The following is a 25792-nucleotide window of genomic DNA, read 5'->3' as shown; positions in this document are numbered from 1 at the left end:
CGGGGTGCCGGGACCATGAGCATCGCCCTGGTATTGCGCGCGCTCGGCGTCGGCGGGCTGCTGACCGCCGTGCCGGCCCTGCGCGCGCTGCGCCAGGGAGGGTTGAACGTGGTGCTCGCCGCGCCCGGCGAACTGCGCGACCTGGCCGTGCTGACCGGCGCCGTCGAGGGGTTCGTCCCCGTGCGCGGGCTGGAGGGCCTGACGTGGAGCGCCCGCCGGCCCGACGTCGCGGTCAACATGCACGGGCCCGGGCCGCGCAGCACCCGGCTGCTGATGGACGTGCGGCCCCGGCGGCTGTGGGGGTTCGCCGACCCCGCCTTCCCCCGGCTGAAGGGTCCCGACTGGGAGGACGGCGAGCACGAGGTCGAGCGGTGGTGCAGGCTCGTGCGCTGGTACGGCTCGCGCGTGGACCCCGGTGACCTGGCGCTTCCCGTGCCGCTCGTGGCCAATCCGGCGCCGGGTTCGGTCGTGGTCCACCCGGGGGCGCGGGACGTGGCGCGGCGCTGGCCGCCGGAGCGGTTCGCGGAGGTCGCGAGGGCCCTGACCGCCGAGGGAATGCGGGTCGTGGTCACCGGCACGCGGCGGGAGCGCCCGCTGGCCTTGCTGGTGGCGGCGCAGGCGGGGCTGGCCCCGCACCGCGTGCTCGCCGGGCGCACGTCCCTGCGCGAACAGTGCGCGCTGGTCGCGGGCGCGCGCCTGGTGGTGAGCACGCACACCGGGACGGCGCACCTCGCGACCGCGTACGGCGTGCCGTCGGTGACCGTCTTCGGCCCGGACTCCCCCGCCCGCTGGGGGCCGCCGGCGGACCGCCCGTTCCATCGGGCGCTCGCGGGGGGCGGCGACACCGGGGCGGTGACCGTGGAGGACGTCCTGTCGGCCGCCCGCAGAGTGCTGTCGGTCACGTGCCACTGACCAGGGCGGGAGGTTTGGAGCGACCGCTCGACGGTAGCTGGACGGGGTCGGCACGACGGCGGTGGGAGGGGATGCGGATGCGCCGGTCGGCTCCGCCGCCACCTGGCAGGAGCGCACATGACGTCGGATTTGTCGGGTATGGGAAATGTTCACCGGAAAGGGGTGGCCACGATGAGTGAAACACCGGAACAGCGATCGGAGACGGGCAAGCCGATGGTGACCGCGACACCTCGCGATGTCATCCACATCCGCCTGGCCTCGTTCGCGATCTTCCTCGCGCTGGCCCTCGGCGCGCTCGCGCTGGTGGCCAAGGCGACCATCGTGGCCGTCGTCCTCGGCGTGATCGCCCTGATCGCCGTCGTGGACATCATCTTCGCCGTACGGCGCCAGCGCCGCCTCGGCCTCGGACCGCGCTCCACCGGATGAGAGGACCAGACGTGCTGAAGGACAAGGTCGTCGTGGTGACCGGCGCCAGCGGCGGCGTCGGCCGCGCGGTGGTGCGAATGCTCGGCGAGAGGGGCGCGAAGATCGCCCTCATCGCGCGCGGTGAGACCGGCCTCGCGAACGCCGCCGTCGAGGCCGGCGCCGAAGGCGGCACCGCCAAGGTCTACCCGGCCGACATGGCCGACCACGAGCAGGTCGAGGCCGTCGCCGACGAGATCGAGAAGGACCTCGGCCCCATCGACGTGTGGATCAACGTCGCCTTCTCCTCGGTGTTCGCGCCGTTCACCGAGGTCGAGCCGGCCGAGTACGAGCGCACCACGGCGGTGACCTACCTCGGGTACGTGTGGGGCACCCGCGCCGCGCTGCGCCGGATGCGCCCGCGCAACCAGGGCACCATCGTTCAGGTCGGCTCCGCCCTGGCCTACCGCGGCATTCCCCTGCAGGCCGCCTACTGCGGCGCCAAGCACGCCATCAAGGGGTTCACCGAGTCGGTCCGCACCGAGCTGTTCAACGAGGGCAGCGACGTCCAGATCACCATGGTCCAGCTGCCGGCGGTCAACACGCCGCAGTTCGACTGGGTGCTCTCGCGGCTGCGCCGCCACCCGCAGCCCGTCCCGCCGATCTTCCAGCCGGAGGTCGCCGCCCAGGCCGTCGTGTTCGCGGCCGAGCACCCCGCCCGGCGCGAGTACTGGGTGGGCGGCAGCACCGCGGCCACCATCATCGGCGAGCGGATCGCCCCCGGCCTGATCGACCGCTACCTCGGCAGGACGGGCGTCAAGTCGCAGCAGACCGACGACAAGCGGCCGACCGGCGTCGCCAACCTGTGGGAACCCGCCGACGACGGCCGCGACTACGGCGCCCACGGCAGCTTCGACGGGCGCTCGAAGGACCACAGCGTCCAGGTGTGGCTCTCCCAGCACCGCACCCTCGTCGTGACCGCCCTGGCCACCGCCGCCGCCGCGACCGCCGCCGGACTCGCCACCCGCCGCTGACCCGACCCTCACCCGATCCCGAAGGCCGGCCCCGAGGGGCCGGCCTTTTCTCATGCGCCCTTCCCCGGCAGATCCCACGAAGCTTTTCCGGCAGATCCCACGAAAGAGCGCCGGGCCCTGTGGGGCGCCGGCGCTTCTTTCGGTCGGAGTGGGGGAACCGCGGTGCGGCCGAGGTGTCAGTCGCCGGGCCATTCGCCGGTGGCGTTCTGGACGCCTTCGGCGGTGGCGCGGTCGATCGCGGCCTTGACCAGGCCGAAGATGGCTCCCTGGATGGCCGCGGCGACCAGGACCTCGCTCCAGCCGTACTGCTTGGAGGTCGCCTGGGGAGCGTCGTCCTTGCCGGCCACCAGCTTCCAGACCTGCTTGAAGATCAAGCTGGACACGAAGCCGCCGGCCATGCCGGACAGCGCTCCCACGGACCTGTAGGCGAGCTTCTTCACGGTTACTTCTTCCTCCGCAGCATCCTCCACAGGAGCAGGGCGCCGGCCGCAACGGCCGCGGTCACCCACGGCCGGTTCTTCGCCTGGGTGACCACCTTGTCGGCGGCGTCCTTCACCTCGTCGGGCATGGTGGAGCGCGCCCTGTCGGCGAGTTCCCCGGCCTTGCCCGCCAGGTCGCTGTTCTTGGCCTTGGCGGCCAGTTCGCCGGCCTTGTCCCCCGCTCGGGCGGCCAGGTCGCCGGCCTTGTCGCCGGCCTTGGCCGCCAGGTCGCCGGCCTTGTCCCCCGCCTTGGCCGCCAGGTCCCCCGCCACGTCGCCGGCTTTGGAAGCCAGCACGCCGGCCTTGTCGCCGGCCTTGACCGCGAGGTCGCCCGCGTTCTTCTTCACATCGACCAGCGCGTCGTGCGCGCGGCCCGTGGTGTCCGCCATCGTGTCCTCCTTTGCCGTGGACCCCCCGCTACCCGCCGGAAGAGGGCTCTAACGTGGGATCCCCGCACCGGCAGGGGACACTGGCGCACCGGTCAGCGCGCCTTGGCGGTGGCCCGGCGGTTGGCCTTCTTGATGGCCTCGACCAGCTCCTCTTTGTCCATCTTGGAGCGGCCTGGAATGCCAAGACGTGCGGCGACCTCGGCGAGGTGCTTCTTGCTGGCGTTCGCGTCGACGCCTTCGGCGGTCTTGCCTTGCTTCGGGGTGCTCCGAGCGGCCTGCGCGTCGGAGGGACCCTTCTTGCTCTTGGGCTCCCAGTGGTCGCCGACCTTCTCGAACGAGTGCTTCAGGGCGGAGAAGGCGGTGCGGTGCGCCCGCTCCCCCTCACCGTAGGTCTCGACGGCCGAGTCGTGAGCCTTGATCCAGGTCTCCTGCGCCTTCTTCGGCGAGCGCTCGATCGTGGACGGAAGTTCCTGCTTTCCCGGCATGGCGTGTGCCTCCTTGTGACTCGACGGACCCGCTCGCTGGGACGACGGTTGACGTTCCCGGCGGCGCGGTGCTCGCGCGTGCCGGGTCGCGAACTTTGCGCAACCCGGCACACGTGTGGAGCAGGCCATGACATTTCATGACACGTCCGTACTGGACGGCACCTGCCGCGGCCTCCGCCGCCGTCCCAGCGGCCACGTCCGAGGTCAGATCATGGGGTCGTCGTAGCGCCGCTCCTCGTACACCTGGGTGCGCGTGCTGTCGACCGGGGTCACGGGGTTGACCGGCACTGTGCTGACGGGGGTCGTCCGGGTCACGGCGGTGCGGCGCACGTTCGTCAGACGCCAGATGCCGAACAGCAGTCCGGCGATGCCTCCGAGCATCAGGATCACACCGACGACGTTGATGTCGACGCCCGCGAGGTCGAACTCGACGGCCCATGTGAGAATGGCGCCGAGCATGATCAGGAAGATGCTTCCGGCTATGGTCATGGAAAAGCCTCCTTCGCTCCTCGCCCCCCTTCTTTCCCGCACACGAATCTCAAACGTCGAACCCGCCTCAAGCTCGGAGAACTCCGCAAAAAGCCGGCGCGCACGGAGGCGCGCACGGAGGCGCGCGCGGGTGTCAGGGGCGGACGGCGCCCATCAGGCGGCCGCGCCAGTAGGAGTCCAGCGCCACCACCTTCACCACGTCGCCGGTGTGCGGGGCGTGCACCATCTTGCCGTCGCCCGCGTAGATGCCCATGTGTCCCAGGCCGTTGCTGAACAGCAGGTCGCCGGCCTGCAGGTCGTTCAGCGAGACCCGGCGGCGGGCCCCCCACGCCCACTGCTGGTAGGTGGTGCGCGGCAGCCTCACCCCCGCCTTGGCCCACGACGCCTGGGCGAAACCGGAGCAGTCGTACGCGCCCGGCCCCGTCGCCCCCCAGCGATACGGCTTGCCCACCTGGGCGAAGGCGAACTGCAGCGCCACCCTGGCATTGCCCGACGCCGGGCCGTCGTAGCGGATGCCCCGGCTGTCGGGGTTGCCCGCGTTGAACTGGTTGAGCCGCCGCAGCAGCCTCTCCTGCTCGCCGACGAGCTTCTCGACCTTCTTCTTCTCCTTGCCCACCTCGGCGAGGGTCCGGGCCATGTCGTCGTAGGCGGTCTTGGCCTTGCCGCGCCTGGCCTGGAGCCCGCGCGTGGCGACGTCGAACTCCTCCAGCGTGCGCGCCTGGCCCTCCGACACCTGGTTGGCCACGGCGAGCGCGGACAGCAGCCCTGACGGGTCGTCCTGGCTGATGATGCCGGACACGCTGGTCATCTCCCCGTACTGGTACAGGTTCGAGGCCGCCGACACGACGCTCCGGCGCAGGTCCTCGACCTTGCCCCGCTCGCGGCCCAGCTCGCCGTCGAGCTGCCGGTACTTCTTCCTGGCGGCCTTGTAGCGCTCGTTGACGGTGTTGTAGCGCTCGACCATCGCGTCCGCCTGGTCCTGCAACTTCGTCAGGCGCGCCTTCGCCTGGGCGATGGTGGGGCGCGGCTCGGCGGCGGCGCTTCCCTGAGACGTGAGCAGCACGGCGGCGGCCAGCGCGGCCGCCGCCGGGACCAGCCCCTTGCGGATGCTGCGCACCGGCACGGAGACCCCTTCCCGATCGACCCGCGCCGTACCCGGGGCTGCCACGGCACGCGGAAGCCAGGGCACGGCGATTCGCGCCATGAGGTACGCGGGACCGGCCCCACCGGTTCACACCAATCGGGATCCGCGAGCGCGGGCGTCAGGTCTGGGCGGCCTCGCGCACCTTGCCGCCGTCCACCCGCAGGTGGCGCGTGGTGTGCACGGCCTTCAGCATCCGCCGGTCGTGGGTGACCAGCAGCAGCGTGCCGGGGTAGGAGTCCAGCGCGGACTCGAGCTGCTCGATGGCCGGCAGGTCGAGGTGGTTGGTGGGCTCGTCCAGCACCAGCAGGTTCACCCCGCGCGCCTGGAGCAGGGCGAGCGCCGCCCGGGTGCGCTCGCCGGGCGACAGGGTGGCCGCCGGCCGCAGCACGTGCGCGGCCCTCAGCCCGAACTTCGCCAGCAGCGTGCGCGCGTCGGCCGGCGCCATGTCGGGCACGGCGGCGCCGAAGGCCGACATGAGCGGCTCGTCCCCGAAGAACATGCCGCGCGCCTGGTCGACCTCGCCGACCACCACGCCGGGGCCGAGAGCGGCGTGGCCCTCATCGAGGGGCACCCGGCCGAGCAGGGCCGCGAGCAGCGTCGTCTTGCCCGCTCCGTTGGCCCCGGTGATCGCCACGCGCTCGGCCCAGCCGATCTCCAGGTCGACCGGCCCGAGGGCGAACGCGCCGCGCCTGACCACGGCGCCGCGCAGAGTGGCGACGACCGCGCCGGCCCGGGGCGCGACGGCGATCTCCATGCGCAGCTCCCACTCCTTGCGGGGCTCCTCGACGACCTCCAGCCGCTCGATCATGCGCTCGGTCTGGCGGGCCTTCGCCGCCTGCTTCTCGGTCGCCTCGCTGCGGAACTTGCGGCCGATCTTGTCGTTGTCGGTGGCCTTGCGGCGGGCGTTCTTCACGCCCTTCTCCATCCACGCCCGCTGCGTCAGAGCCCTGGACTGCAGCGCCGCCCGCGTGTCGGCGAACTCCTCGTACTCGGCGCGCGCGTGCCGGCGGGCGACCTCCCGCTCGGCGAGGTAGGCCTCGTACCCGCCGCCGTAGACGTGCACCTGCTGCTGGGGAAGGTCGAGCTCGACGACCTTGGTCACCGTCCTGGCGAGGAACTCGCGGTCGTGGCTGACCACCACGGTGCCCGCGCGCAGCCCGTTGACGAAGCGCTCGAGCCGGTCGAGGCCGTCCAGGTCGAGGTCGTTGGTCGGCTCGTCGAGCAGGAAGACGTCGTACCGGCTGAGCAGCAGGGACGCCATGCCCGCGCGGGCGGCCTGGCCGCCGGACAACGAGGTCATCGGCTGGTCGAGCCGCACGGCCAGGCCGAGCTCGGCGGCGACCTCCTCCGCGCGCTCGGCCAGGTCGGCGCCGCCGAGGGCGAGCCAGCGTTCCAGGCCGGCCGAGTAGGCGTCGTCCGCGCCGGGACGGCCCTCCACCAGGCCCTCGGTGGCCGCGTCGAGGTCGCGCTGCGCGGCGGCGACGCCCGTGCGGCGGGCGAGGAACGCCGCGACGGTCTCCCCCGGCCTGCGCTCGGGCTCCTGCGGCAGGTAGCCGACCACCGCGGAGGGCGGGCTGAGCTGCACCGACCCCTGCTCAGGGGCGGCGATGCCGGCGAGGATGCGCAGCAGCGACGACTTGCCCGCCCCGTTCACCCCGACCAGGCCGATCACGTCCTCGGGGGCGACGACCAGGTTCAGCCCGGAGAACAGGGCCCGGTCGCCGTGCCCGGCGGCGAGATCTTTGGCGACGATGGTGGCGCTCATGCCCAAACGCTATCCGGCCCGGACCACACCGTCGCACAACCCGCAGGGCGATTCCGCGGCGACGGCTCGGCCGCCCCCTCCCCCCTTTGCCCACCCCTACCCGCCATGGGATGGCGGGTGCGCCGCCCGTCGCGGCATGACCGGTCAGGGAGATCCCGGCTACGATCGCCGTGTGATGATCGGAGGCGCGGACGGCGGCAACCTGATGGCGATAAGCGACCTGCATGTCGCCTACGCCGAGAACCGCGAGATCGTCGAACGCCTGCGGCCGCAGTCCGACGACGACTGGCTCGTCATCGCCGGCGACGTGGGCGAGTTCGTCGCCGACATCGAATGGGCGCTCACCGTGCTGGCGCGGCGCTTCGCCACCGTCATCTGGACCCCGGGCAACCACGAGCTCTGGACGCCGAAGGACGACCCCGTGCAGTTGCGCGGCGAGGCGCGGTACCGCCACCTGGTCGGCATCTGCCGCCGCCTCGGCGTGCTCACCCCGGAGGACCCGTACGCCGTGTGGACGGGCCCCGGTGGCCCGGTGACCATCGTGCCGCTGTTCCTGCTGTACGACTACACCTTCCGCGCGCCCGGCACCACCAAGGAGGAGGCGCTCGCGGGGGCGTACCAGGCGGGGGTGGTGTGCACCGACGAGTTCATGCTCCACCCCGACCCGTATCCGAGCCGCGACGCCTGGTGCCGGGCCCGGCTGCGCGAGACCGAGCGGCGCCTCCTGTCACGCGACCCGTCGATCCCGACCGTCCTGGTCAACCATTTCCCGCTGGTGCGCGAGCCCACCGACGTCCTGCGGCACCCCGAGTTCGCGCAGTGGTGCGGCACGGTCGAGACCGCCGACTGGCACCTGCGCTACAACGCCGCGACGGTGATCTACGGGCACCTGCACATCCCGCGCACGACCTGGTACGACGGCGTGCGCTTCCAGGAGGTCTCCCTGGGCTACCCGCGCGAGCGCCACATGTACAACGTTCCCGGGATGGACTCCCTCCGCCACGTCTTCCCCGACCTGTCCCACGCCTGAGCCCCGGCCTCTCCCGGCACTCCCCCGTCTCCGAACCCAGTCCCACCTCTGGGTTTCCGCCGCCGGACCCCGGATTCTGTCGGACCTGGCTGCGATGATGCGAGTGTCGCGCGCGCGACGTTCCCATCCGCCGCTCTGCCGAGAGGTGTGCTTCTCATGCCCGGACAGGTTCCTCCCATCGCGGACGAGCGCGAGGGGCTGCTCGCCTTCCTCGCCCAGCACAGGTACGTGCTGCGCCTCGCCGCCCACGGCCTCACCGAGGAGCAGGCGCGGGCCACCCCGTCGGCCTCCTCCCTCAGCGTCGGCGGCCTGATCAAGCACGCCGCCACCGTCGAGCGCGGCTGGGTCGCCATGGTGCTCCAACGGCCGGGCGGCGACTCCGAGGAGGAGTACGAGGCCAACTTCCGCCTGGCGCCCGGCGAGACGCTGGCGGAGGTCCTCGACCTGTACGACCAGGTGGCCAAGGAGACCGAGGCCGCCATCGCCGGCATCCCCGATCTCGGGCAGGCCGTCCCGGTGCCCAAGGGGGTGCCGTGGTTCCCCGACGACGTCGAGGCATGGTCGGTCCGCTGGGTCCTGCTCCACCTGATCACCGAGACGGCACGGCACGCGGGCCACGCCGACATCGTGCGCGAGTCGATCGACGGGGCCGCCGCGTTCCCGCTCATGGCCGCCGCCGAAGGCTGGCCCGCCACCCCCTGGCTCCAGCCCTGGAAACCCCCGACCGACCACGCCTAGTGCGGTGACCACAGACGTTCACCGGGCGCGGCTCTCCATCCCCGGCCACGTGCTGGAGGTGATCGGCGCCGGGTCGGCGGGTCGTGGTACGGCGATGCCGGCGCCTGCTACGGCGCCCGAGCCGGTGAACGTTCGTGGACAGCGCACCAGCGGACCTGGTCGCGCACTCGGCACGCCGGCATGTCGCGCCCGGCTCCCTGCCTTGCGCCTTCACCACCCGCTCTGGCCCCCGGCTTGGTGCCCCGCGTCCGGGTGACCCGGCCGGGGGTTCCCCTGCTCGTCCCGGAGTCCACCAAGGGCGGGCAACTTCCGGTTTATGGTTGTTCGTCGTATTCCTACGCCGGGTAGGACCTTAATACGGAGAAGGCGTTCCGGAGCACGGGCCAGCGGGAGGAGGGATGCCCGATGTTGACCGTCGGCCTGCTGGTGCGCGTCCACGCGCGGCCGGGCAAAGAGGCGGAGATCGAGAGCTTCCTGCGCGAGAGCCTCGGCCGCATCGAGGACGACTCCGACCCGCCGATGTGGTTCGCGCTGCGCATCAACTGCGCGACGTACGGCATCTTCAACGCCTTCACCGAGGACACCGGGCGGCAGGCGCACCTGAGCGGCAAGGTGGCGGCGACCCTGATGGAAAGGGCGGACGAGCTCTTCGTCCGGCCGCCGACCGTCGAACGGGTCGACGTCCTCGCCGCCAAACTGCCGACCTGACCGCCGAAGTGCCGCTCCGGCTCAGGGGTGTGCCGTTACGGGGTAGGCGGGGCGGTTCCGGGTTGGAGGCGCTCGGCCAGCCAGGCCAGTGACAGCGTGTAGCGGTAGTCGATGCCGCCGTGGCCGGCGTCGAACAGCTCGAAGCGGATGATCTCCTCCGAGACGCCGTGGGCGAGCAGCGCCTCCCGGAACGCCTGCGCGCCGATGTCGAGCTTGAACTCGTCCCGGGTTCCCGCGTCGATCCACACCGCGCGCATCGAGCGCATGGCCTCGGCGTACTTCGGGACCATGCGCACGGGGTCCCAGTCGAGCCAGCGCTGCCAGACCTGCGGCCGCAGCACCCCGGTGCGCGGGTCGAACGGCAGCTCGGGTGTGCCGTCCTCGGCGGCCGAGAACGCCGACGAACAGCCGAGGACGCCGAGCAGCGTGCCGTCCGCCGGGTCGGTGAAGGCGGTGCGGCCGAGGAAGGCGTCGAACCATCGCCCGATGTCGCCGTCGTAGGCCCGCAGGTGGCGCACGGCGTCCGCGAACTCGGGCAGGTAGCAGAACTCGTAGAGGGTGTCGCCCGCGTGGGTGGCGAAGGCGCCGAACAGGTCGGGGCGCAGCATCGGGGTGATCATCGCGCCGAAGCCGCCGCTGGACTTGCCGGTGATCGCGCGATGGTCGCGGCCGGCGAGGGTGCGGTAGTGCGCGTCCACCCACGGCACGATCTCGTCGCAGAGGTAGGAGTGGTAGCGGCCGGTGCCCGGCGAGTCGACGAACTGGCTGCCCCCATAACCCGTCCAGGCGTCCACGTAGACCATGATCACCGGCGGGGCCTGCTCCATGGCGAAGACATGGTCGGCCGCCTCGGGGAACGGCAGCCGGAACGGCGTGCGGTTGCGCCACATGGCCACGTGACCGGTGTAGCCCTGGATGACGTACACCGTGGGGTAGCGCCGCTCCGGCTCGTCGTCGTAGCCCGGCGGCACGTAGACCCACAGGGGTCGCTGGTGGGGGTCCTTCAGCGGGTTCCCGCGCAACAGCTCGCTGTCGAACACGTGCTCGTCGAGCCGTCCCGCAAGGTCAGCCTGCCAGGGCAACATCGGCATCCTCCTTAGGCCCTCACATGCGTATCACGAACCTCCCTGGCGCGCCTCCCCCGCTTTCTGAACTCGGTAACATCGGCGCCACATGACCACAGAAGTGGACATATGTCACTACCATCTCCCCGGTGAGCGAAGCGCATTCTCCCTCCGACACGGCGGTGTTCGTCGACCACAGCGGCCGCCGCGCCCGGTTGCTGATGGTCGTCGGCATCGTCGCCGGCACGCTGCTGATCGGGTGCATGGCGATCCTGGTCGGAGGAGCGTTCACCGGCACCTCGATCACCGCCATCGGCTGGCCGGAGAACGGGCCCAGGCCCTCCGACGCTCCGCTCGTCACCTCATCCCGCTCCTCGTCGTCCGCGCCGAGGCCGAGCCGCTCCGCCACGCTCGTCCAGGAGCCCTTGACGGCCACGGCCCGGCCGAGTCACCGAACCAGCCCGCCCGCCCGTCCCCCGGCGCCCTCCCCCAGGCGCACGCCGAGGCCGACGTCCAGCGCCTCCGCGAGTCCCACCGGCTCGGCGCCCGTCGATGAGCCGACCCCCACCCCGACGAGCACCGCGACCGACGCCCCCTCGCCTCCGGGCAGGACCAAGCAGCCCCCCGGCCTCGACCCGGACAGAACACACGGCCACAAGAAGTGAATCCGCACGTGGCCGGCGTCCAGATGCACCCGCCGGCCCCCGTCCCGACCGCTTCTGCCCCGCTCGCCGGGCCGTCCACGGACACCCTCCCGCAGGGCGGCTCCAGGCACCGACCGGGTGGTTCGCGCCGCGGCTGGACCGCGAACGCGTCTCGGTGCTCTGGGTGCTGCCACTTCAGCAGTTCGTCTACCGGCAGCTGATGTACCTGGTGGTCATCCAGTCGGTGGCGACCGCCGTGCTCGGCGTACGGCTGCGCTGGCAGACCATCCGCCGCGAGGGCACCTTCGCCGACGCCGTCACCCGGTAGGCGGTTCTCCCGCCCGTCCGCGCCCGCGGCGGGCGCCGCTGAGATCTCCTCCCCCCTCCTGCCGCTCCGGCGATGGTCGGCGCCCTGGATCTCCGCCCTCCGGCCGCCCGCCCCGGCAAGGGCGGCCCCTGCGCCCCTTTCGGTCGTCCCGCCCAAGCGGCGGGTGCCAGGCTCGGGATTCCCTTCTTCGCTCGCCAGGCGATCGACGTCCGCCCCAGCCGCCTCCTGGATGCCGTCTCACGCCGCACCATGGTCGTCTTCATGCTGTCCACCAGGCACGATAGGCTCCAGCCATCGTTTGTTGACGTGACATCATTTGCTGGGTAGCGTATTCCTCGCAGCAACTTCTGACACGTCAATGATGTGCGGATCAGCCGCCTCAGAGCGCCCTGTGGCAACCACGGGCCGATGGGCCACGAAGCAGACAGACAAGGGATTCGGACCACCATGACCAAGATCGCCATCATCCTCGGCAGCACCCGCCCGGGCCGTAACGGCGAGGCCGTCGCCAACTGGGTCTACGACATCGCCAAGCACCGCGGCGACGCCGAGTACGAGCTGGTCGACATCGCCGAGTACAACCTGCCGCACCTCGACGAGGCGATTCCGCCCTCCATGGGCCAGTACGCCAACGCGCACACCAAGGCGTGGGCGGCCAAGATCGCTTCCTTCGACGGCTACGTCTTCGTCACGCCGGAGTACAACCACTCCACCTCGGGTGCGCTGAAGAACGCCATCGACTTCCTCTACGCCGAGTGGAACAACAAGGCGGCCGGGTTCGTCAGCTACGGCAGTGTGGGCGGCACCCGCGCGGTCGAGCACCTGCGCCTGATCATGGGCGAACTGCAGGTGGCCGACGTCCGCGCCCAGGTGGCCCTGTCGCTGATGACCGACTTCGTCAACTACAGCCAGTTCGCGCCCGCCTCGTACCACACCGCGGCCGTCGACACCATGCTCGACCAGGTCGTCGCCTGGAGCAAGGCGCTGTCCTCGCTGCGCCGGCCGGTCGCCGCCTGAACGGGCCGCACCGCCCCCATCGCGACGACGTCACCCGCAACCCGGGACGAACGCCGTTCTGACCGCGACGACGTCACCCCGACCGGGGACGGACATCGCCTCAGCCGCGACGGACGTCACCCGGACCGGGGACGGACATCGGCGAGGCGGCCCGGTCGCCGCCTCGCCGGATCCCCGGGCCCTCGCCCGGGGATCTCGCGTTTTCCGGCCTTGTTCCTCCTTCTGCCGCGCTGACCTGGGGGTCGTCCCGTACGGGTCGCACGGGCCCGTCCGGGCCGTACGCCGCCGCGCTCCGACCGGCGTACCCTCCGAGCAGAACCAACGCAATGCAGGAGGCTTCCCCATGGCCGAGGACCGCACCCCCTCGAATCCCGCGTCCGAGACAGAGCTCCCGGCAGCCGAGACGGAGGTCCCGGCCAACACGCCGGACGACCTTGAGCGTCCGGCGCCGCCGCGCATCAACACCTCGGTCCCGCACTCCGCCCGCATCTGGAACTACCTGCTGGGCGGGAAGGACAACTACCCGGTCGACCGGATGGCCGGGGACAAGGTCCGCGAAGTCTTCCCCGGCATGGTGGACATCGCCCGACATTCCCGTCACATGCTCACCCGCGCGGTGCGCTTCCTCGCCGACGAGGCCGGCATCCGGCAGTTCCTGGACATCGGCACCGGCCTGCCCACGGTGGACAACACCCATGAGGTCGCCCAGCGCCTGGCCCCGGAGTCGCGCATCGTCTACGTCGACAACGACCCCCTGGTGCTGGTGCACGCCCAAGCCCTGCTGACCAGCACGCCGGAGGGGGCGACCGACTACATCGAGGCGGACGTGCGCGACCCTGAGCTCATCTTGGCGGAGGCGGCCAAGACGCTCGACTTCACCAAGCCCACAGCGCTCATGCTGATGGGCATCCTCGGCCTGGTCCCCGACTACGACGAGGCCCGCTCGATCGTGAACCGGCTGATGGACGCCCTGCCGCCGGGCAGCTACCTGGCGCTCTACGACGGCGCCGACACCGATCCGTCGTACGTCGAGGCGCTGCGGCGCCACAACGCCGGGCCCGACGTCGTGGGCTACACCCCGCGCAGCCCCGAGCAGATCGCCGGCTACTTCGAGGGGTTCACCGTGCTCGAACCCGGCATCGTCTCGGTGTCCCGGTGGCGCGTCGACCCGGGCCTGTGGAACCAGGCGGCCGAGGTCGCCTGCGTCGGCGGCGTGGCCTACAAGTCCTGACCCGCCGGACCTCCTCCTCCGGCCACCCTCCGCATGACCCGTCGCGTGGCCCGTCCGCGTCGTCACACGGCTCGGACAGGCCAAGCGGCTCGGACGGGCCAAGCGGCTCGGACGGGCCAAGCGGCTCGGACGGGCCACGCGGAACGAGGTCACCGGCCGGGTCGACGCCGGCCCCATCTCCCAGCGGTCACGCCCCGGCCCGCCGCCCTCTCGTCGGGCGCGGGTATCCCGAACACCCGCTGGTCCGGCCGGGCGACACGGGCGGCATGGGCGTGCCGTCCGCACGGAACTCGTGCAGGGCCAGCAGTTTGCGCCGCCGCCGCTCGTCCTCCAGCCAGCTGATGACCCACACCGCCACCGGTCCCACCAGTACCGCCGGCAGCAAGCCCCAGGGGCGCGGCCCGTCGGTCATCCACAGCAGCACGAGCACCACGACCGGCGACAGAGCGGTCCGCACGGTGGCACGCCACGCGCGGCGCCCTCTCAGCAGGTCGTCGCGTGCCCACCACCGGTATTCGTACGGCAGGCGCTGGTCGAGCAGGCGATAGCGCAGCCAGGCGACGAGCCGTGGATGCTCACGAAAGCGCAGCGCGATGCCTCCACGGACCGTGTCGAGCGAGTCGCGCAGAGTCGGCCGGCTCTGGCCGGGCTCGGCCAGATCTTGCAGCGTCGCGAGCAGTTCGTCGCCGCGGTACTCGCGGAAACGCTGAGGGTAGGCCAACATGAGCCGCCTGGCGGCGCGCTCGTAGGCGTCCACTCGGTCACACCCCCATCCCTGGTCGGGCACGCAGGTTGAGCCGCCGCTGTGCGCCGGCGGCCAGACGGACCAGGCGCGCGGTCTCCTCGGTGAGGAGATCCTCGCCCGGACCGGTGAGCTCGTAGTAGCGCCGGTGCCTGCCGTCGACGACCTCTTCGCCGCTCACGCGCACCAGCCCTTCGGTCGCGAGGCGGTCGAGGGCGCCGTAGAGCGTGCCCGGCCCAAGGCGGACGCGCCCCTCCGACACCTCGCGCACGGTCTTGATCACCCCGTACCCGTGCGAAGGCCCCTCGGCAAGAGCCAGCAGGATCAGATAGCTCTGTTCACGCAACGCCATATCCGATATATATCGCCAAACGATGTATCACACAAGAGGCCGGCATCTACGGCACGGCCTCCACACGGGTCGGCCTCCACACGACACGGCCCCAACGGGTCGGCCGCACGCGGGGCCGGCGAAGCACGCGGGGACGATCGGCGGCGGGTGCGGCGGCGGCTCACGAAAGCGAGCGGGTGCCGGGACGGGGTGCGAGGGTGACGGCACGGGCGATCAGGTGCGGCCTCCGGCACGCGAGGACGGTCAGCGGCGGGCGGTGAAGTACGCGACGGCGCCGTCGCGGTCGACGGCGATCTCGCCGAGTCCCGCCGCTTCGAGCCAGGACGCCAGGTCCGCCGCCGTCCCCACCTCGCCGAAGACGCCGAAGCGCCGGAGGACCGCGATCGCCGCGTCCTGCCGCCGACCGCCACCGCGCACCACCGACGTCCCCCTCAGCAGCCCGCCCGGCCGCAGCACCCTCGCCATGTCCGCGAGCGCCGCGGCCGGGTCGGGGAAGCAGTGCAGGCCGAAGTAGCTCAGGCACAGGTCGAAGGTCGCGCCGGCGAAGGGCAGCGCCGTCACGCTCGCCTGCGTGAGGGCGAGATTCGCGAGTTCGTGACGCTCCGCGACGGCCCGCGCCCGTCGCAGCATCACCGGCGCGAGGTCCACCGCGACATACCGCCACGAGCCGTCCCGGGGGATGCCCCGGAAGGCGACGCCTCCCCCGCACGGGACGTCGAGCACCCGCGCTCCGCGGCCCGCCGACGAGCCGAGCGTGGCGATGTCGCGGTAGTGGCGCCGCAGGTCCGCGCCCCACACCGCACGCCCGCCGATCAGGCCCAGCCACCTGTGCTCGATCCCGACGTCGTACAGGACTCCGATCAGCCCGGCGTCACGCCAATCCATGGCCTCACCACCCGACCGACACGGCGGAACGTCCCTATGACCGATTTCAGCACTTTTTCGGCAGTGGCGTCGACCTAAGCTCTGCCCGGCTCACGGCCCCGGCCGCGCGCCCCCCCACGTGGCGGCGCGATCATCCGCCACGGATCGGCCTGTGGTCCCTCTGGAAGGGAATATGAGAACGTCCCAATCGCGCACCCCGTCGGCCGCGCCGCAGGAGAATGCGGAGGGCACACGGGAACGCCATCTCGGCACCCTCGTGCGAGAGCATGAGAAGGCCCTGCTGGCCTACACCGAGAAGCTCCTGAACGACCGCCATCTGGCGGAGGACATCGTGCAGGAGACCATGGTCCGCGCCTGGCACAACGCCGAGCGGCTGCGCGACGGCGAGGGGTCGGTCCGGGGCTGGTTGCTCACGGTCGCCCGCAACCTCGTGATCGACCGGTCCAGGAGCGGGTTCCACCGGCACGAGGTGACCGGCGCCGACATGTTCGACCCCACCCAGCGCGACCACGCGGACGCCGTGGTGGCCTCGGTGGCGGTCGCGGAGATGCTCGGCTCGCTGTCGGCGGAGCACCGGGAGGTGCTGGTGCACACCTACCTGCGCGGACGCACCCTCCGGGAGGCGGCCGACGACCTCGGCATCCCCGTCGGCACCGCCAAGTCCCGGCAGCACTACGCCCTGGACCACCTCAGAAGACGCGAGCGCCCCACGCCCTCCCCCGCCCTGACCTGACCCGGGCTCACACCGTCGAGGGCTCACGCGGAAACCGGTGCGCTCGAACTCGGCACGGGGTCTCCGCCAAGCCGTCCGGCATGGCCTGACCCGCCGCACTCGCACGGCCGGGGGCTCACGCGGAAGCCGGCGCGCTCACACTCGGCACGGGGTCTCCGCCAAGCCGTCCGGCATGGCCTGACCCGCCGCCCTCGCACGACCGAGGGCTCGCACGGCCTGGGGCTCACGCGGGGGCCGACACGGTGAGGTTCAGCACGGGGATCTCGACCGAGCCGTCCGGCAGGGCCTGCCAGCGCCAGTGGGCGCCGTCGGCGTCCCCGGATACCAGGGCGGTCCATCCGGTGGCCGGGTCGCAGAACGCGGCCAGGTCCGCGGCCTCCTCCCCCGTCGGCGGCCCGGGGACCACCAGCAACGCCCGCAGGAGGCGGCGCTGAGCCGCCGCGCGCAGCGTCCCCGTGCCGCGCGCGCCCGCGAGGACGGGCGCCGAGCCGGGCCTCGGCGCCTCGACCCGCGGCAGGCCGGCCGGCACCGCCACCGCCTCGGCCCCCGGCCGCGGCAGCACGGCGACCGGCGTGGCCGGCGCGGTCCGCGCCACCTCGGCGAGCAGTCCCCGCACCACGTCGCCGGCCACGGCACGGTCGCCGGTCACGCTGAGCACCCCGTCGAGCCGGCTGAGGTCCACGAACACCTTGCCGCCCTGGTCGTCCACCCCGACCCGCACGAGCAACGGCGTCGGGGTTCCGGGGGCGGGGTGGGCGCGGCGGGCGGCGGGCGTGGGGGCGTCGGCCGGACGCCGCCACCGCGCCCCGCCCAGGTCACGCCACGGCGCCGGAGGTTCGTCCCGTGTCGCCACCCACGCGGTGACGCCCGCGTCGTCCACCGACATCGCGTGCACGGAGTACCCTTCCGGGCCGGTCAGTTCGGAGAGCGCCGCGTAGGCGCGGCGCGGCGCCTCCGCGTCCCCGGCGAAGGCCTGGGCCAGCGACCTGCGGTAGGCCAGCCGGCGCGCACGGCGGGCCGGCTCGCCGAGGCGGCGGATCAGTCGCGGAACCCAGGCGAACGCCCGCCGGAGCCGCCGCCTGGCCACGATCGCCGCGGTCAGCAGCCCGAGGAGCAGCGCGCCCAGCACGGAGAGCACGATGGGCAGCGGCAGCACGACGGCGTTCGCGGCGGGCGAGCCGCCCACGGGAGCGGACTCGTCCCCCTGAGCGGAGCTGCCACCCTGGCCGGCACCGTTCCCCTGGCTGAAACCATTCCCCTGACCGGCATCGTCCCCTTGGCCAGAGCCGTTCCCCTGACCGGAGCCGTCACCCTGGCCAGAACCGTTCCCTTGGCCGGCACCGTCACCCTGGCCAGAACCGGTGCCCTGACCCGAATCGTTCCCTTGGCCGGAGCCGTTCCCTTGGCCGGAATCGTTCCCCTGGCCGGCACCGTTCCCCTGGCCGGAGCCGGTGCCCGTCTCGCGGGCGAGTTGGACGTCGGGGCCGTTGGCGTCGGCGGGCAGCCGCAGGATCCAGCCCGGCCGCAGTTCGCGCGGATCCCGCAACGACGATCCGTCGGACTGGGGGCGCCCGGCGTTGAGCTGGAAGATCTCACCGGCCCTGTTGACGTCGCCCAGCGTGCGCGCCGCGATGGCGGTGAGCGAGTCCGGCCGCCCGCCGTTCCGCTCCGCCGTCCGCACCACGTACACCTTGATCAGGTCGTCGCCGTCCCGCGCGGAGGTCGCAGAGAAGATCGCGCGGGAAGGGAGGCTCCTCGCGCTGACGACGGCGCCCATCGCCCACGACCCGGGCACCGTCCTCGCGGACAAGACCGCGGTCGGGGCGACCGTCCTCGGGGGCGGGACCGCGGTCGCGGTGGAGGCGTTCGCCGCGGGCGGCGTCCACGCCGAGAAGAAGATCGCCCACAGAGCCGGGATCACGATGGCCGCCCGCCGCGCCCTCTCCCACCGACCGCCCACCATGTGGCCCACCCATTCCCGGCACGGCACCCGCCGGCCTCACGTCATGCGGGGTCCACTCGGACCTGCGCCTCTTCCCGGCACACGTGATGGAAGGGGAGAAAGTTCGACCTGAATTTCTTCCATCCGACCATGAACCCTTCGGTCCGCCGTCCCCGTGTATCGGGCGACAGGAGCCATCACTTCGGGGGGACCACGTGGCACGACGGCATACCTCGGGCTTCGACGTGCTCGGGATGTCGGGTGATCCGACACCTGGTGACCCGGACGAGATCCGGCGACTCGCCGACCGCTACCAGGAGATCGCGGACCAGGCGAGCACCGCCGCGCAGATCCTCGGCAAGGGCGGCGCCGTCGAGCGGGGAACCGGCAAGGCGATGGACGCCCTGCGCGCCCAGCTCAAGTCCCTCCCGGACAAGCTGGCCAAGACTCGCGACTCCTTCGAGTCGGCCGCGAGCGCCTACAAGACCTATGCCTCTCAGCTCCAGGAGGCGCAGTCGCAGGTGGACCGCGCGATGGACCAGGCCGGACCCGTCGCCGGCACGGCCGGGCAGAGCGCGCCGTCCCTGCCCCCGGACGCGAGCGACGAGCAGAAGGACGCGGCCCGCAAGCAGGAAGACGGCATCAACGCCGCCAACCAGACCATGTCCGCCGCCCGGAGCCTCGCCGAGCAGGCCAGGAGCCTGCGCGAGCAGGCCTCCAGCCGGGCCGGCCGGGAGCTGGACGACGCCGCGGCGAAGGCGATCCCCGAACGCAACTTCTTTCAGAAGATCGCGGACTTCTTCAAGGACTTCCCGTTCGTGAAGATCCTTCTCGACATCCTCGTGGCGGTCGTCGCGATCTTCTTCCCGGTGATCGGGTTCGTCCTCGGCGCGGCGCTGTTCGCGTTCCAGACGATCCAGCAATTAGCGACAGGCGACTTCAAACTCGGCGACTTCGCCGCGGGTCTGATCGCCCTGGTGCCCGGCGGATCCGTGCTCCGTGCCGGTGGGCGGGGGATCAGCGCCGTCGGCACGAAGATCGCGCCAGGGCTGTTCAAGGGCGGCGCGGAGTCCGGCGGGTTCTTCCAGACGGTCTCCGGCAACATCAGCAAGATCAGCGAGACCTTCACCACCAGCAAGCCGTTCACCATCGCCTTCGACAGCCCAGGCGGCAAGCTCATCACCGGGACGATCGGCCAGTTCGGCAAGGGCGTCGGCGAAGAGGCGGTCGTCAAGAAGCTCAACGGCGACGAGATCACCGCGGGCAACCTGCTGGGGGGCGCGGCCGCCGCCGCCGTCGGCGGCGGGATCTTCAAGGGCGTCAAGGCCGGCCGCGGCGGCGACTTCGGCGGGGGCGCCTTCACCCCCCGGCCGGACGCCCCCGGCACCCCCGCTCCGGCCGCCGCCGGCGCGGCCGGTTCCGGCGCCGCCGCGCCCAAGCCCACCTTCAAGGACAATGCCATCCAGCAGGCCGAGGAGCTGATCCCGGAGGGCGCGTCCGCCGCCGTCAAGGTCGGCGTCGCGATCAGCGAGGGAGCGGATCCCAAGGAGGCGATCGCCGGCGAGGCGGGCAACATCCTGCCGAAGACCGTCGGCTCGGTCGGCAAGCGCCCGATCGCCGACAAGATCGACTCGATCTTCCCGACCAAGGGCACTCCCCGCCCGACCACCGGCGACAACGGCCCCGGCACCACACCGTCCACCAATTCGCCCGACACCACTCCCTCCACACCCACCACGGGTCCCGACGCCGCTCCGGCCTCCCCCACCACCGCTCCGGCCTCCCCACCAGCGTCACCGACCACCGGCACCGGCCCCTCCTCCCCCACCACGGGCCCCGATGCCGCGCCGGCCTCTCCGACCGCCGCTACCGGCCCGGCGGCCTCATCACCGGCCGCGGGCCCTGGTTCCGCGCCCGCCTCTCCGGTGGCGGGTCAGGGTCCGGATTCCGCGGGCGGCGCGGGCGCCACCTCCACCGGGACGGCGGCGGGCTCGGGGTCCGCGCCGAGTTCCGCGACCGGTCCGGCCCCGGCCGCCGCGGACACTGCGGCCACGCCGACGTCCGGCGCGTCCGGGACCGGCAGCGCGTCCGGGACGGGCGGCGCCTCTGGGACGGGCGGCGGCACACCTCCGTCGTCGCCCACCGGCGCCACCGCCCCGGGCACACCCCCGCCGTCTCCCACCGGCGCCACCGCCTCCCCGGCCGGCGCCACCGCCTCGTCGTCCGGTGACGCGCCCCCGCCGTCGCCGAGCACGCAGGCGCGGAACACGCCGCTTCCGCCGTCACCCACGGTGTCCGAGACCCCGGACACCCTCCCGCCGCCACCGGCCACCCCCTGACCCCATCGGCCCGGCCGGCCTCGGACGGGCCCCACGAGACCGCCACCTTTCGGTGGATGGATGACAACGACCGTTCAGGAGAGAGACCATGCCCAACTTCACCGTCAACTCCGACGAGACCGCCTCGACCTCGGCGGCGCTGCTCAACGACTTCTCGCAGCTCCAGGACAAGCTCAGCGAGGTTCGCGGCAAGATCCAGAACCTGCTGGCGCAGGGGTACAGCACTCCGGCCGCGCAGCAGAAGTTCCAGCCCTTCTTCGACGAGTTCGCCAAGGGCTTCGACTCGGTGAACCAGTCGCTCCAGGGCATCGGCCAGTACGTGAAGGCCGTCGGCGAGGCGTTCTCGCAGACCGACGACCAGCTCGGCTCGAACCTGTCCTGACGGCCGGCCGCCACGGCGCCATGCCGCGGCGGCCCCGCCCCGGGCCGGCCACCGCCGGCCCTCACCCGTCCGCTTCGCACAAGGGACTCGATCACCGTGCGTCTGAACGTAAGCGTCCGGACCCCACTGGACATGGACGTCTCCACGGCCGTCACCGTGGACACCGACCCTTCCGCGCCGGTGGGGCGACTGGCCGCGGAACTGGCGAACGCCGTCGACCTCGGCGGCCACGCCAGGACGGCGGGCCCGGTGCTCTACATCGGCGCTGAGCCGGTCGATCCGGCGGCCACCCTGTACGCGGCCGGTGTCCGTGACGGCATGGACCTCGGGCTCGACGTCCCCGTTCCCGGGGAGCGGGAGCCCGAGGGCCTGGCCGAGTTGCGCGTGGTCAGCGGGCCGGCGGCCGGGACGTCCTTCCGGCTGCCGCCCGGCGACTACGAGATCGGCGGCGGGGCCGCCTGCCGCGTCCGGCTGTCGGCCGGGGCGCCGCCGATCGCGGCCCGGGCGCGGGTGCGGGTGGACGGCACCGTGGAGGTGACGGCGCACGGCCGGGCGTCGCTCGACGGCAAGGAGTTGTCGGGGACGGCGACCTGGCCGGAGGGCAGTCAGCTCACCGCGGGCGACAGCCTGCTGGAGCTCGCCGTCCCGGTGAGCAGGCGGGTGCCGCTGACCCCGGCGGCGGACGGCCTGGGCCTTGAGTTCAACCGGCCGCCGCGGTTCCGGCCGTCCGGAGGCGGCGGACGGTTCCGGCTGCCCACCGCGCCGACCAAGCCGGAGAAGCGGCCGATCCCGCTGCTGCCGATCCTGCTGGTGCCGGTGGGCGGCGCGCTGGTCGCCATCCTGACGACCGGCCGCTGGTCGTTCGTGTTCCTCGCCCTGCTGTCGCCGCTCGGCGCGCTGCTGACCCAGTTCGGCGGGCGCAAGCAGACGCAGGCGAGCTATCAGGAGAAGCTGCGCGAGCACGAGGCGTCCATGGCGCGCGTGCGCGCCGCCGTGGACGACGCGGTGCTGCGCGAGCAGAACGCGCTGCGCCTGTCGCTGCCCGACCCGGCGTCGCTGCTGCAGACGGCCTCGTCGCCGTCCGAGCGGCTGTGGGAGCGCAGGTGGCGCGACCCCGACTTCCTGGACGTGCGGGTGGGCACCGCCGATCTGCCGTCCTCGCTGAGCGTCGAGGATCCGACCCTGGAGGAGTACCGCCGCACCACGACGCCCTGGCTGACCCAGGTGCCCGTGGCGATCCCGTTGCGCGGCTCCGGGGTGACGGGCGTCGCCGGCCAGGACGCGGCGAACCTCGCGGGCTGGATGACCGCGCAGGCCGCGGCCCTGCACAGCCCCTCCGACCTGCGCATCGTCGTGCTGGCCGGCCCGGACGGCGAGGACGCCTGGTCGTGGGTGCGCTGGCTGCCGCACTGCCAGCCGCAGGGCGAGGACGCCTACGCGCTGGTGGGCACCACCAGCGATTCGATGGCCCGCCGCATCGGCGAGCTCGGGCAGCTCGTGGCGTCGCGCGCGGCGGCCGGAGCGGACGCGCAGCGCGGCGGGGCGGCGGGTTCGCCCGACATCCTCGTCGTCCTCAACCAGGCCCGCCGGGCGCGTTCGCTTCCCGGAGTGGTCGGCCTGCTGCGTGACGGCCCCGCCGTCGGCGTCTACACGATCTGCGTGGACCGCGAGGAGCGGTCGCTGCCGGAGGAGTGCGCGGCGGTGGTCGCCGTCGAGGAGGACGGCGTCCGGGTGCGGACCGCGCAGGGCGCGGCGCCGGAGAACGTGCGCGTGGACTTTCCCGAGCGTGGCTGGTACGAGCTGCTCGCCCGCGCGCTCGCGCCGTTGCGGGGCGTCGGCGACACCGACGAGAGCGCCCTTCCCGGCTCGGTGCGGCTGCTGGACCTGCTGGGCATCGAGCCGCCCACGTCCGAGGCGATCTCGGCCGGGTGGGCGCTGGCGGGGCGGAGCACGCGGGCCGTCCTGGGCGCCGGCTACGACGGAGACTTCTCGGTGGACCTGGTGCGGGACGGCCCGCACGCGCTGATAGCCGGGACGACCGGCGCCGGCAAGTCCGAGCTGCTGCAGACCCTGGTGGCCACCCTCGCCGTCGTCAACCGCCCGGACGAGATGACGTTCGTGCTGGTCGACTACAAGGGCGGCAGCGCCTTCGCCGAGTGCGCCGACCTGCCGCACACGGTCGGCCTGGTCACCGACCTGGACACCCACCTGGTGGAACGCGCTCTGGTCTCCCTGGGCGCGGAGCTGCGTCGCCGGGAGCATCTGCTGGCCGAGGCGGGCGCGAAGGACATCGAGGACTATCTGGACAAGCGGACCCGTGGCGGCGATGTCCTGGCCGCGCTGCCCCGCCTGCTCCTGGTGATCGACGAGTTCGCCTCGATGGCCAGGGAACTGCCGGACTTCGTCTCCGGCCTGGTCAACATCGCCCAGCGCGGACGATCGCTCGGCATCCACCTGGTGCTCGCCACCCAGCGGCCGAGCGGGGCGGTCACGGCCGACATCCGCGCCAACACCAACCTGCGGATCGCGCTGCGCACGACCGACGGCACCGAGAGCCGCGACATCATCGACGCCCCCGACTCCGGCGCCATCTCCCCCGGCACGCCCGGCCGCGCGTTCGCGCGGCTCGGGCCCTCGGCGCTGCTGCCGTTCCAGGCGGGACGGGTGGGCGGGCGCCGGCCGGCCGGCTCGGTGGTGGCCTCCACCGAGGTGAGGGTGCGCGCGCGGGGCGTCGGCTGGCCGGAGTTGGGCGGCCCGCTGCCGCCGGCCGTCCGCGCCAAGAACGCGGCGGACGCGCAGGAGGCCATCACCGACCTCGCCGTGCTGGTGAGGACCATCGCGGACGCCGCGCGGGCGACGGGTGTGCCCGCCCAGCCCAGCCCGTGGCTGCCGCCGCTGCCCGAGGTGCTGGAGTGGGCGCCGCCCGCCGGGCCCAAGCCGCGCGACGACCGGGACGCGGTGCTGCCGCCGGTCAACTACGGCCTGATCGACCTGCCCGCCGACCAGGCGCGGCGCCCGCTGGTGCTGGACCTCGACCGTTCCGGGCACCTGCACATCATCGGCTCCCCGCGCAGCGGGCGGTCCCAGACCCTGCGCACGCTGGCCGCCGGGCTGGCCTCCGCCCACGGGGCCGACGACGTGCACATGTACGGCATCGACTGCGGCAACGGCGCCCTGAACGCGCTCACCGCGCTGCCGCACTGCGGAGCGGTCGTGGACCGCAACCAGATCGAGCGTCTCGGGCGCCTGCTGGACCGGCTCACCGCGGAGCTGACCGCCCGCCAGTCGCTGCTCGGCGCCCGCGGCACGGCCGACCTGGCGGAGTACCGGCGGATGGCGCCCCCCGGCGAACGGCCGCCGCACATCGTGCTCATGGTCGACCGGTTCGAGGTGTTCGAGCGGGAGTTCAACAGCTACGACAACGGCAGCTACCTGGAGCGCATGCTGCGTCTGCTGCGCGACGGCGCCGGGGTGGGGCTGCACGTCGTGCTGGCCGGCGACCGTATCCTCGGCTCGGGCCGGTACGCGGGCACCACCGAGGACAAGATCGTCCTGCGGCTGAACGACCGCGCCGACTACTCCTCGGTCGGCCTCAGCTCCCGGTCGGCGCCCTCCGACCCGTCTCCGGGCCGCGGCATCCGGGTGCGGGACACCAGCGAGGTGCAGATCGCCGTCCTCGGGCCCGACCTGTCGGGAACCGCCCAGGCGTCCATCCTCACGGCCCTCGGCGAGGAGCTGACCGCCCGCGAGGCCGACGTCCCGTGGTCACGGCGGCCGATCCGGCTGGACCTGCTGCCCGACCGGATCACCTACGAGAGCGCCTCGGCGCTGCGCGCCGCCCCGGGGCCGATGCGCCCGCTCGTCGCCATCGGCGGGGACACGCTGACCGCCCTCGGCCCCGACCTGGCCGACGTCCCGACGTTCGTCATCGCCGGGCCGCCCCGGACCGGCCGCAGCACCGCGCTGCTCACCGTGGCGCGCTCGCTGCTGGAACAGGGGACGGGCGTGATCATCCTCGCGCCGCGCCGTTCGCCGCTGCGCGACCTCGCGGGGACGCCGGGCGTGCGGGCCGTCTTCACCGACGCGGAGGTCACGGTCGCGGACTTCCGCGCGGCGCTCGGCGACGTCCCGGAGGACAACGCGGTGATCATCGTGGACGACGCGGAGCTGTTCATGCAGTCGGAGATCGACGCCGACCTGTCGCTGCTCGCCCGTGGCGGCGCGGGGAACGGCTGGGGTCTGGTGCTGGCGGGCAACGCCGAGGCGCTGTCACTCGGGCTCGCCGGCTGGGTGGGGCAGGTCAAGCGGAACCGGTCGGGGATGCTGCTGTCCCCGCAGGGCCTCAGCGACGGCGAAGTGATCGGGGTGCGGCTCACCCGCGGCCTGGTCGGCCGCGCGCCGCAGCCGGGGCGCGGCCTGCTCCACCTCGGAGACGGCACATTGACCACCGTGCAGGCGCCGTATACGGCGCCCGCCGGCTGACGGCGGCGCGAACCGCCCGTCGATCGCGGTGGGGCGGGTCCGGGACGATCTCCCTGACCCGCCCCACCGCCATGTC

At 72.9% G+C, this 25792-nt stretch carries 25 protein-coding genes; 14 read left to right on the top strand and 11 right to left on the bottom strand.

Annotated elements, in window-relative coordinates:
- Window positions 1–15 precede the first annotated feature (15 nt).
- From ABZT47_RS35175 to ABZT47_RS35165, 3 genes are all read left to right on the top strand, one after another.
- Window positions 16–912 (top strand): glycosyltransferase family 9 protein, encoded by an 897-nt coding sequence (locus tag ABZT47_RS35175; RefSeq protein ID WP_354852031.1) that lies wholly within the window; start codon window positions 16–18, stop codon window positions 910–912.
- Between the two features lie 171 nt (window positions 913–1083).
- The gene (locus ABZT47_RS35170) at window positions 1084–1338 is read left to right on the top strand and encodes a hypothetical protein (protein WP_354852029.1); all 255 of its coding nucleotides are present in this window, start codon (window positions 1084–1086) and stop codon (window positions 1336–1338) included.
- An 11-nt stretch (window positions 1339–1349) separates the two neighbouring features.
- Complete coding sequence (locus ABZT47_RS35165) at window positions 1350–2348, top strand: SDR family oxidoreductase (protein WP_354852028.1); 999 nt, start codon at window positions 1350–1352, stop codon at window positions 2346–2348.
- Between the two features lie 176 nt (window positions 2349–2524).
- Here the strand turns inward: ABZT47_RS35165 and ABZT47_RS35160 are convergent, their stop codons facing one another.
- From ABZT47_RS35160 to ABZT47_RS35135, 6 genes are all read right to left on the bottom strand, one after another.
- The gene (locus ABZT47_RS35160; protein ID WP_354852026.1) at window positions 2525–2788 is read right to left on the bottom strand and encodes a DUF4235 domain-containing protein; all 264 of its coding nucleotides are present in this window, start codon (window positions 2786–2788) and stop codon (window positions 2525–2527) included.
- Window positions 2789–2790: 2 nt separating this feature from the next.
- Window positions 2791–3216, bottom strand: a complete 426-nt coding sequence (locus ABZT47_RS35155; RefSeq protein ID WP_354852025.1) for a hypothetical protein — start codon at window positions 3214–3216, stop codon at window positions 2791–2793.
- A gap of 92 nt (window positions 3217–3308) precedes the next feature.
- Window positions 3309–3701, bottom strand: coding sequence for a ChaB family protein (locus ABZT47_RS35150; protein ID WP_354852023.1), 393 nt, complete (start codon window positions 3699–3701; stop codon window positions 3309–3311).
- A gap of 204 nt (window positions 3702–3905) precedes the next feature.
- Entirely contained in the window at window positions 3906–4190 is a 285-nt protein-coding gene (locus tag ABZT47_RS35145) for a DUF6458 family protein (protein ID WP_354852021.1), read from the bottom strand.
- Window positions 4191–4323: 133 nt separating this feature from the next.
- Complete coding sequence (locus ABZT47_RS35140; RefSeq protein ID WP_354852020.1) at window positions 4324–5313, bottom strand: NlpC/P60 family protein; 990 nt, start codon at window positions 5311–5313, stop codon at window positions 4324–4326.
- Between the two features lie 139 nt (window positions 5314–5452).
- A complete protein-coding gene (locus ABZT47_RS35135; RefSeq protein WP_354852018.1) occupies window positions 5453–7099 on the bottom strand; it encodes an ABC-F family ATP-binding cassette domain-containing protein in 1647 nt (548 codons plus the stop codon).
- 175 nt (window positions 7100–7274) lie between these two features.
- Between ABZT47_RS35135 and ABZT47_RS35130 the strand changes: the two genes are divergently transcribed.
- From ABZT47_RS35130 to ABZT47_RS35120, 3 genes are all read left to right on the top strand, one after another.
- Window positions 7275–8129 (top strand): metallophosphoesterase, encoded by an 855-nt coding sequence (locus ABZT47_RS35130; RefSeq protein WP_354852063.1) that lies wholly within the window; start codon window positions 7275–7277, stop codon window positions 8127–8129.
- Between the two features lie 156 nt (window positions 8130–8285).
- The gene (locus ABZT47_RS35125; protein WP_354852016.1) at window positions 8286–8867 is read left to right on the top strand and encodes a DinB family protein; all 582 of its coding nucleotides are present in this window, start codon (window positions 8286–8288) and stop codon (window positions 8865–8867) included.
- A gap of 405 nt (window positions 8868–9272) precedes the next feature.
- The gene (locus ABZT47_RS35120; protein ID WP_354852014.1) at window positions 9273–9575 is read left to right on the top strand and encodes an antibiotic biosynthesis monooxygenase; all 303 of its coding nucleotides are present in this window, start codon (window positions 9273–9275) and stop codon (window positions 9573–9575) included.
- A gap of 35 nt (window positions 9576–9610) precedes the next feature.
- Here ABZT47_RS35120 and ABZT47_RS35115 read toward each other — a convergent pair whose 3' ends face one another.
- Window positions 9611–10660, bottom strand: a complete 1050-nt coding sequence (locus ABZT47_RS35115) for an alpha/beta hydrolase-fold protein (RefSeq protein WP_354852012.1) — start codon at window positions 10658–10660, stop codon at window positions 9611–9613.
- A gap of 128 nt (window positions 10661–10788) precedes the next feature.
- Between ABZT47_RS35115 and ABZT47_RS35110 the strand changes: the two genes are divergently transcribed.
- From ABZT47_RS35110 to ABZT47_RS35095, 4 genes are all read left to right on the top strand, one after another.
- Window positions 10789–11304: a hypothetical protein gene (locus ABZT47_RS35110; protein ID WP_354852011.1), complete on the top strand. Its 516-nt coding sequence runs from the start codon at window positions 10789–10791 to the stop codon at window positions 11302–11304.
- Window positions 11305–11467: 163 nt separating this feature from the next.
- Window positions 11468–11611: a hypothetical protein gene (locus tag ABZT47_RS35105; RefSeq protein ID WP_354852009.1), complete on the top strand. Its 144-nt coding sequence runs from the start codon at window positions 11468–11470 to the stop codon at window positions 11609–11611.
- A gap of 447 nt (window positions 11612–12058) precedes the next feature.
- Window positions 12059–12628 (top strand): NAD(P)H-dependent oxidoreductase, encoded by a 570-nt coding sequence (locus ABZT47_RS35100; protein ID WP_354852007.1) that lies wholly within the window; start codon window positions 12059–12061, stop codon window positions 12626–12628.
- A 343-nt stretch (window positions 12629–12971) separates the two neighbouring features.
- Window positions 12972–13859: an SAM-dependent methyltransferase gene (locus ABZT47_RS35095; protein WP_354852006.1), complete on the top strand. Its 888-nt coding sequence runs from the start codon at window positions 12972–12974 to the stop codon at window positions 13857–13859.
- A 187-nt stretch (window positions 13860–14046) separates the two neighbouring features.
- Here the strand turns inward: ABZT47_RS35095 and ABZT47_RS35090 are convergent, their stop codons facing one another.
- From ABZT47_RS35090 to ABZT47_RS35080, 3 genes are all read right to left on the bottom strand, one after another.
- Window positions 14047–14616, bottom strand: coding sequence for a DUF5313 family protein (locus tag ABZT47_RS35090; protein WP_354852004.1), 570 nt, complete (start codon window positions 14614–14616; stop codon window positions 14047–14049).
- Between the two features lie 4 nt (window positions 14617–14620).
- Window positions 14621–14953 carry a PadR family transcriptional regulator gene (locus ABZT47_RS35085; RefSeq protein ID WP_354852002.1) on the bottom strand — a complete coding sequence of 111 codons (333 nt, stop codon included), beginning with the start codon at window positions 14951–14953 and terminating at the stop codon, window positions 14621–14623.
- A gap of 243 nt (window positions 14954–15196) precedes the next feature.
- Entirely contained in the window at window positions 15197–15838 is a 642-nt protein-coding gene (locus ABZT47_RS35080; RefSeq protein ID WP_354852000.1) for a class I SAM-dependent methyltransferase, read from the bottom strand.
- 172 nt (window positions 15839–16010) lie between these two features.
- Between ABZT47_RS35080 and ABZT47_RS35075 the strand changes: the two genes are divergently transcribed.
- Window positions 16011–16571 (top strand): sigma-70 family RNA polymerase sigma factor, encoded by a 561-nt coding sequence (locus ABZT47_RS35075; RefSeq protein WP_354851998.1) that lies wholly within the window; start codon window positions 16011–16013, stop codon window positions 16569–16571.
- A gap of 223 nt (window positions 16572–16794) precedes the next feature.
- Here the strand turns inward: ABZT47_RS35075 and ABZT47_RS35070 are convergent, their stop codons facing one another.
- Window positions 16795–18534 (bottom strand): hypothetical protein, encoded by a 1740-nt coding sequence (locus tag ABZT47_RS35070; protein WP_354851996.1) that lies wholly within the window; start codon window positions 18532–18534, stop codon window positions 16795–16797.
- 194 nt (window positions 18535–18728) lie between these two features.
- Here ABZT47_RS35070 and ABZT47_RS35065 point away from each other — a divergent pair, with 194 nt between their 5' ends.
- From ABZT47_RS35065 to ABZT47_RS35055, 3 genes are all read left to right on the top strand, one after another.
- Entirely contained in the window at window positions 18729–20852 is a 2124-nt protein-coding gene (locus ABZT47_RS35065) for a putative T7SS-secreted protein (protein ID WP_354851992.1), read from the top strand.
- An 88-nt stretch (window positions 20853–20940) separates the two neighbouring features.
- Window positions 20941–21234, top strand: coding sequence for a WXG100 family type VII secretion target (locus tag ABZT47_RS35060; protein WP_354851990.1), 294 nt, complete (start codon window positions 20941–20943; stop codon window positions 21232–21234).
- A 96-nt stretch (window positions 21235–21330) separates the two neighbouring features.
- Complete coding sequence (locus ABZT47_RS35055; RefSeq protein ID WP_354851988.1) at window positions 21331–25716, top strand: FtsK/SpoIIIE domain-containing protein; 4386 nt, start codon at window positions 21331–21333, stop codon at window positions 25714–25716.
- The last annotated feature ends 76 nt before the right edge of the window (window positions 25717–25792 follow it).

The sequence above is a fragment of the Sphaerisporangium sp. NPDC005289 genome, from assembly GCF_040607455.1.
In the GTDB taxonomy this organism is placed as follows: Bacteria; Actinomycetota; Actinomycetes; order Streptosporangiales; family Streptosporangiaceae; genus Sphaerisporangium; species Sphaerisporangium rhizosphaerae.
Note: the sequence above shows the minus strand (reverse complement) of the source record. Positions and strands in the feature narration are given on the sequence as shown.

Bases quoted from the DNA above. Each gene is read 5' to 3' on its own strand.
- ABZT47_RS35175 (WP_354852031.1), top strand. From the start codon at position 16: ATGAGCATCGCCCTGGTATTGCGCGCGCTCGGCGTCGGCGGGCTGCTG.
- ABZT47_RS35170 (WP_354852029.1), top strand. From the start codon at position 1,084: ATGAGTGAAACACCGGAACAGCGATCGGAGACGGGCAAGCCGATGGTG.
- ABZT47_RS35155 (WP_354852025.1), bottom strand. From the start codon at position 3,216: ATGGCGGACACCACGGGCCGCGCGCACGACGCGCTGGTCGATGTGAAG.
- ABZT47_RS35150 (WP_354852023.1), bottom strand. From the start codon at position 3,701: ATGCCGGGAAAGCAGGAACTTCCGTCCACGATCGAGCGCTCGCCGAAG.
- ABZT47_RS35145 (WP_354852021.1), bottom strand. From the start codon at position 4,190: ATGACCATAGCCGGAAGCATCTTCCTGATCATGCTCGGCGCCATTCTC.
- ABZT47_RS35135 (WP_354852018.1), bottom strand. From the start codon at position 7,099: ATGAGCGCCACCATCGTCGCCAAAGATCTCGCCGCCGGGCACGGCGAC.
- ABZT47_RS35130 (WP_354852063.1), top strand. From the start codon at position 7,275: ATGATCGGAGGCGCGGACGGCGGCAACCTGATGGCGATAAGCGACCTG.
- ABZT47_RS35125 (WP_354852016.1), top strand. From the start codon at position 8,286: ATGCCCGGACAGGTTCCTCCCATCGCGGACGAGCGCGAGGGGCTGCTC.
- ABZT47_RS35120 (WP_354852014.1), top strand. From the start codon at position 9,273: ATGTTGACCGTCGGCCTGCTGGTGCGCGTCCACGCGCGGCCGGGCAAA.
- ABZT47_RS35115 (WP_354852012.1), bottom strand. From the start codon at position 10,660: ATGTTGCCCTGGCAGGCTGACCTTGCGGGACGGCTCGACGAGCACGTG.
- ABZT47_RS35100 (WP_354852007.1), top strand. From the start codon at position 12,059: ATGACCAAGATCGCCATCATCCTCGGCAGCACCCGCCCGGGCCGTAAC.
- ABZT47_RS35095 (WP_354852006.1), top strand. From the start codon at position 12,972: ATGGCCGAGGACCGCACCCCCTCGAATCCCGCGTCCGAGACAGAGCTC.
- ABZT47_RS35085 (WP_354852002.1), bottom strand. From the start codon at position 14,953: ATGGCGTTGCGTGAACAGAGCTATCTGATCCTGCTGGCTCTTGCCGAG.
- ABZT47_RS35080 (WP_354852000.1), bottom strand. From the start codon at position 15,838: ATGGATTGGCGTGACGCCGGGCTGATCGGAGTCCTGTACGACGTCGGG.
- ABZT47_RS35075 (WP_354851998.1), top strand. From the start codon at position 16,011: ATGAGAACGTCCCAATCGCGCACCCCGTCGGCCGCGCCGCAGGAGAAT.
- ABZT47_RS35070 (WP_354851996.1), bottom strand. From the start codon at position 18,534: ATGGTGGGCGGTCGGTGGGAGAGGGCGCGGCGGGCGGCCATCGTGATC.
- ABZT47_RS35060 (WP_354851990.1), top strand. From the start codon at position 20,941: ATGCCCAACTTCACCGTCAACTCCGACGAGACCGCCTCGACCTCGGCG.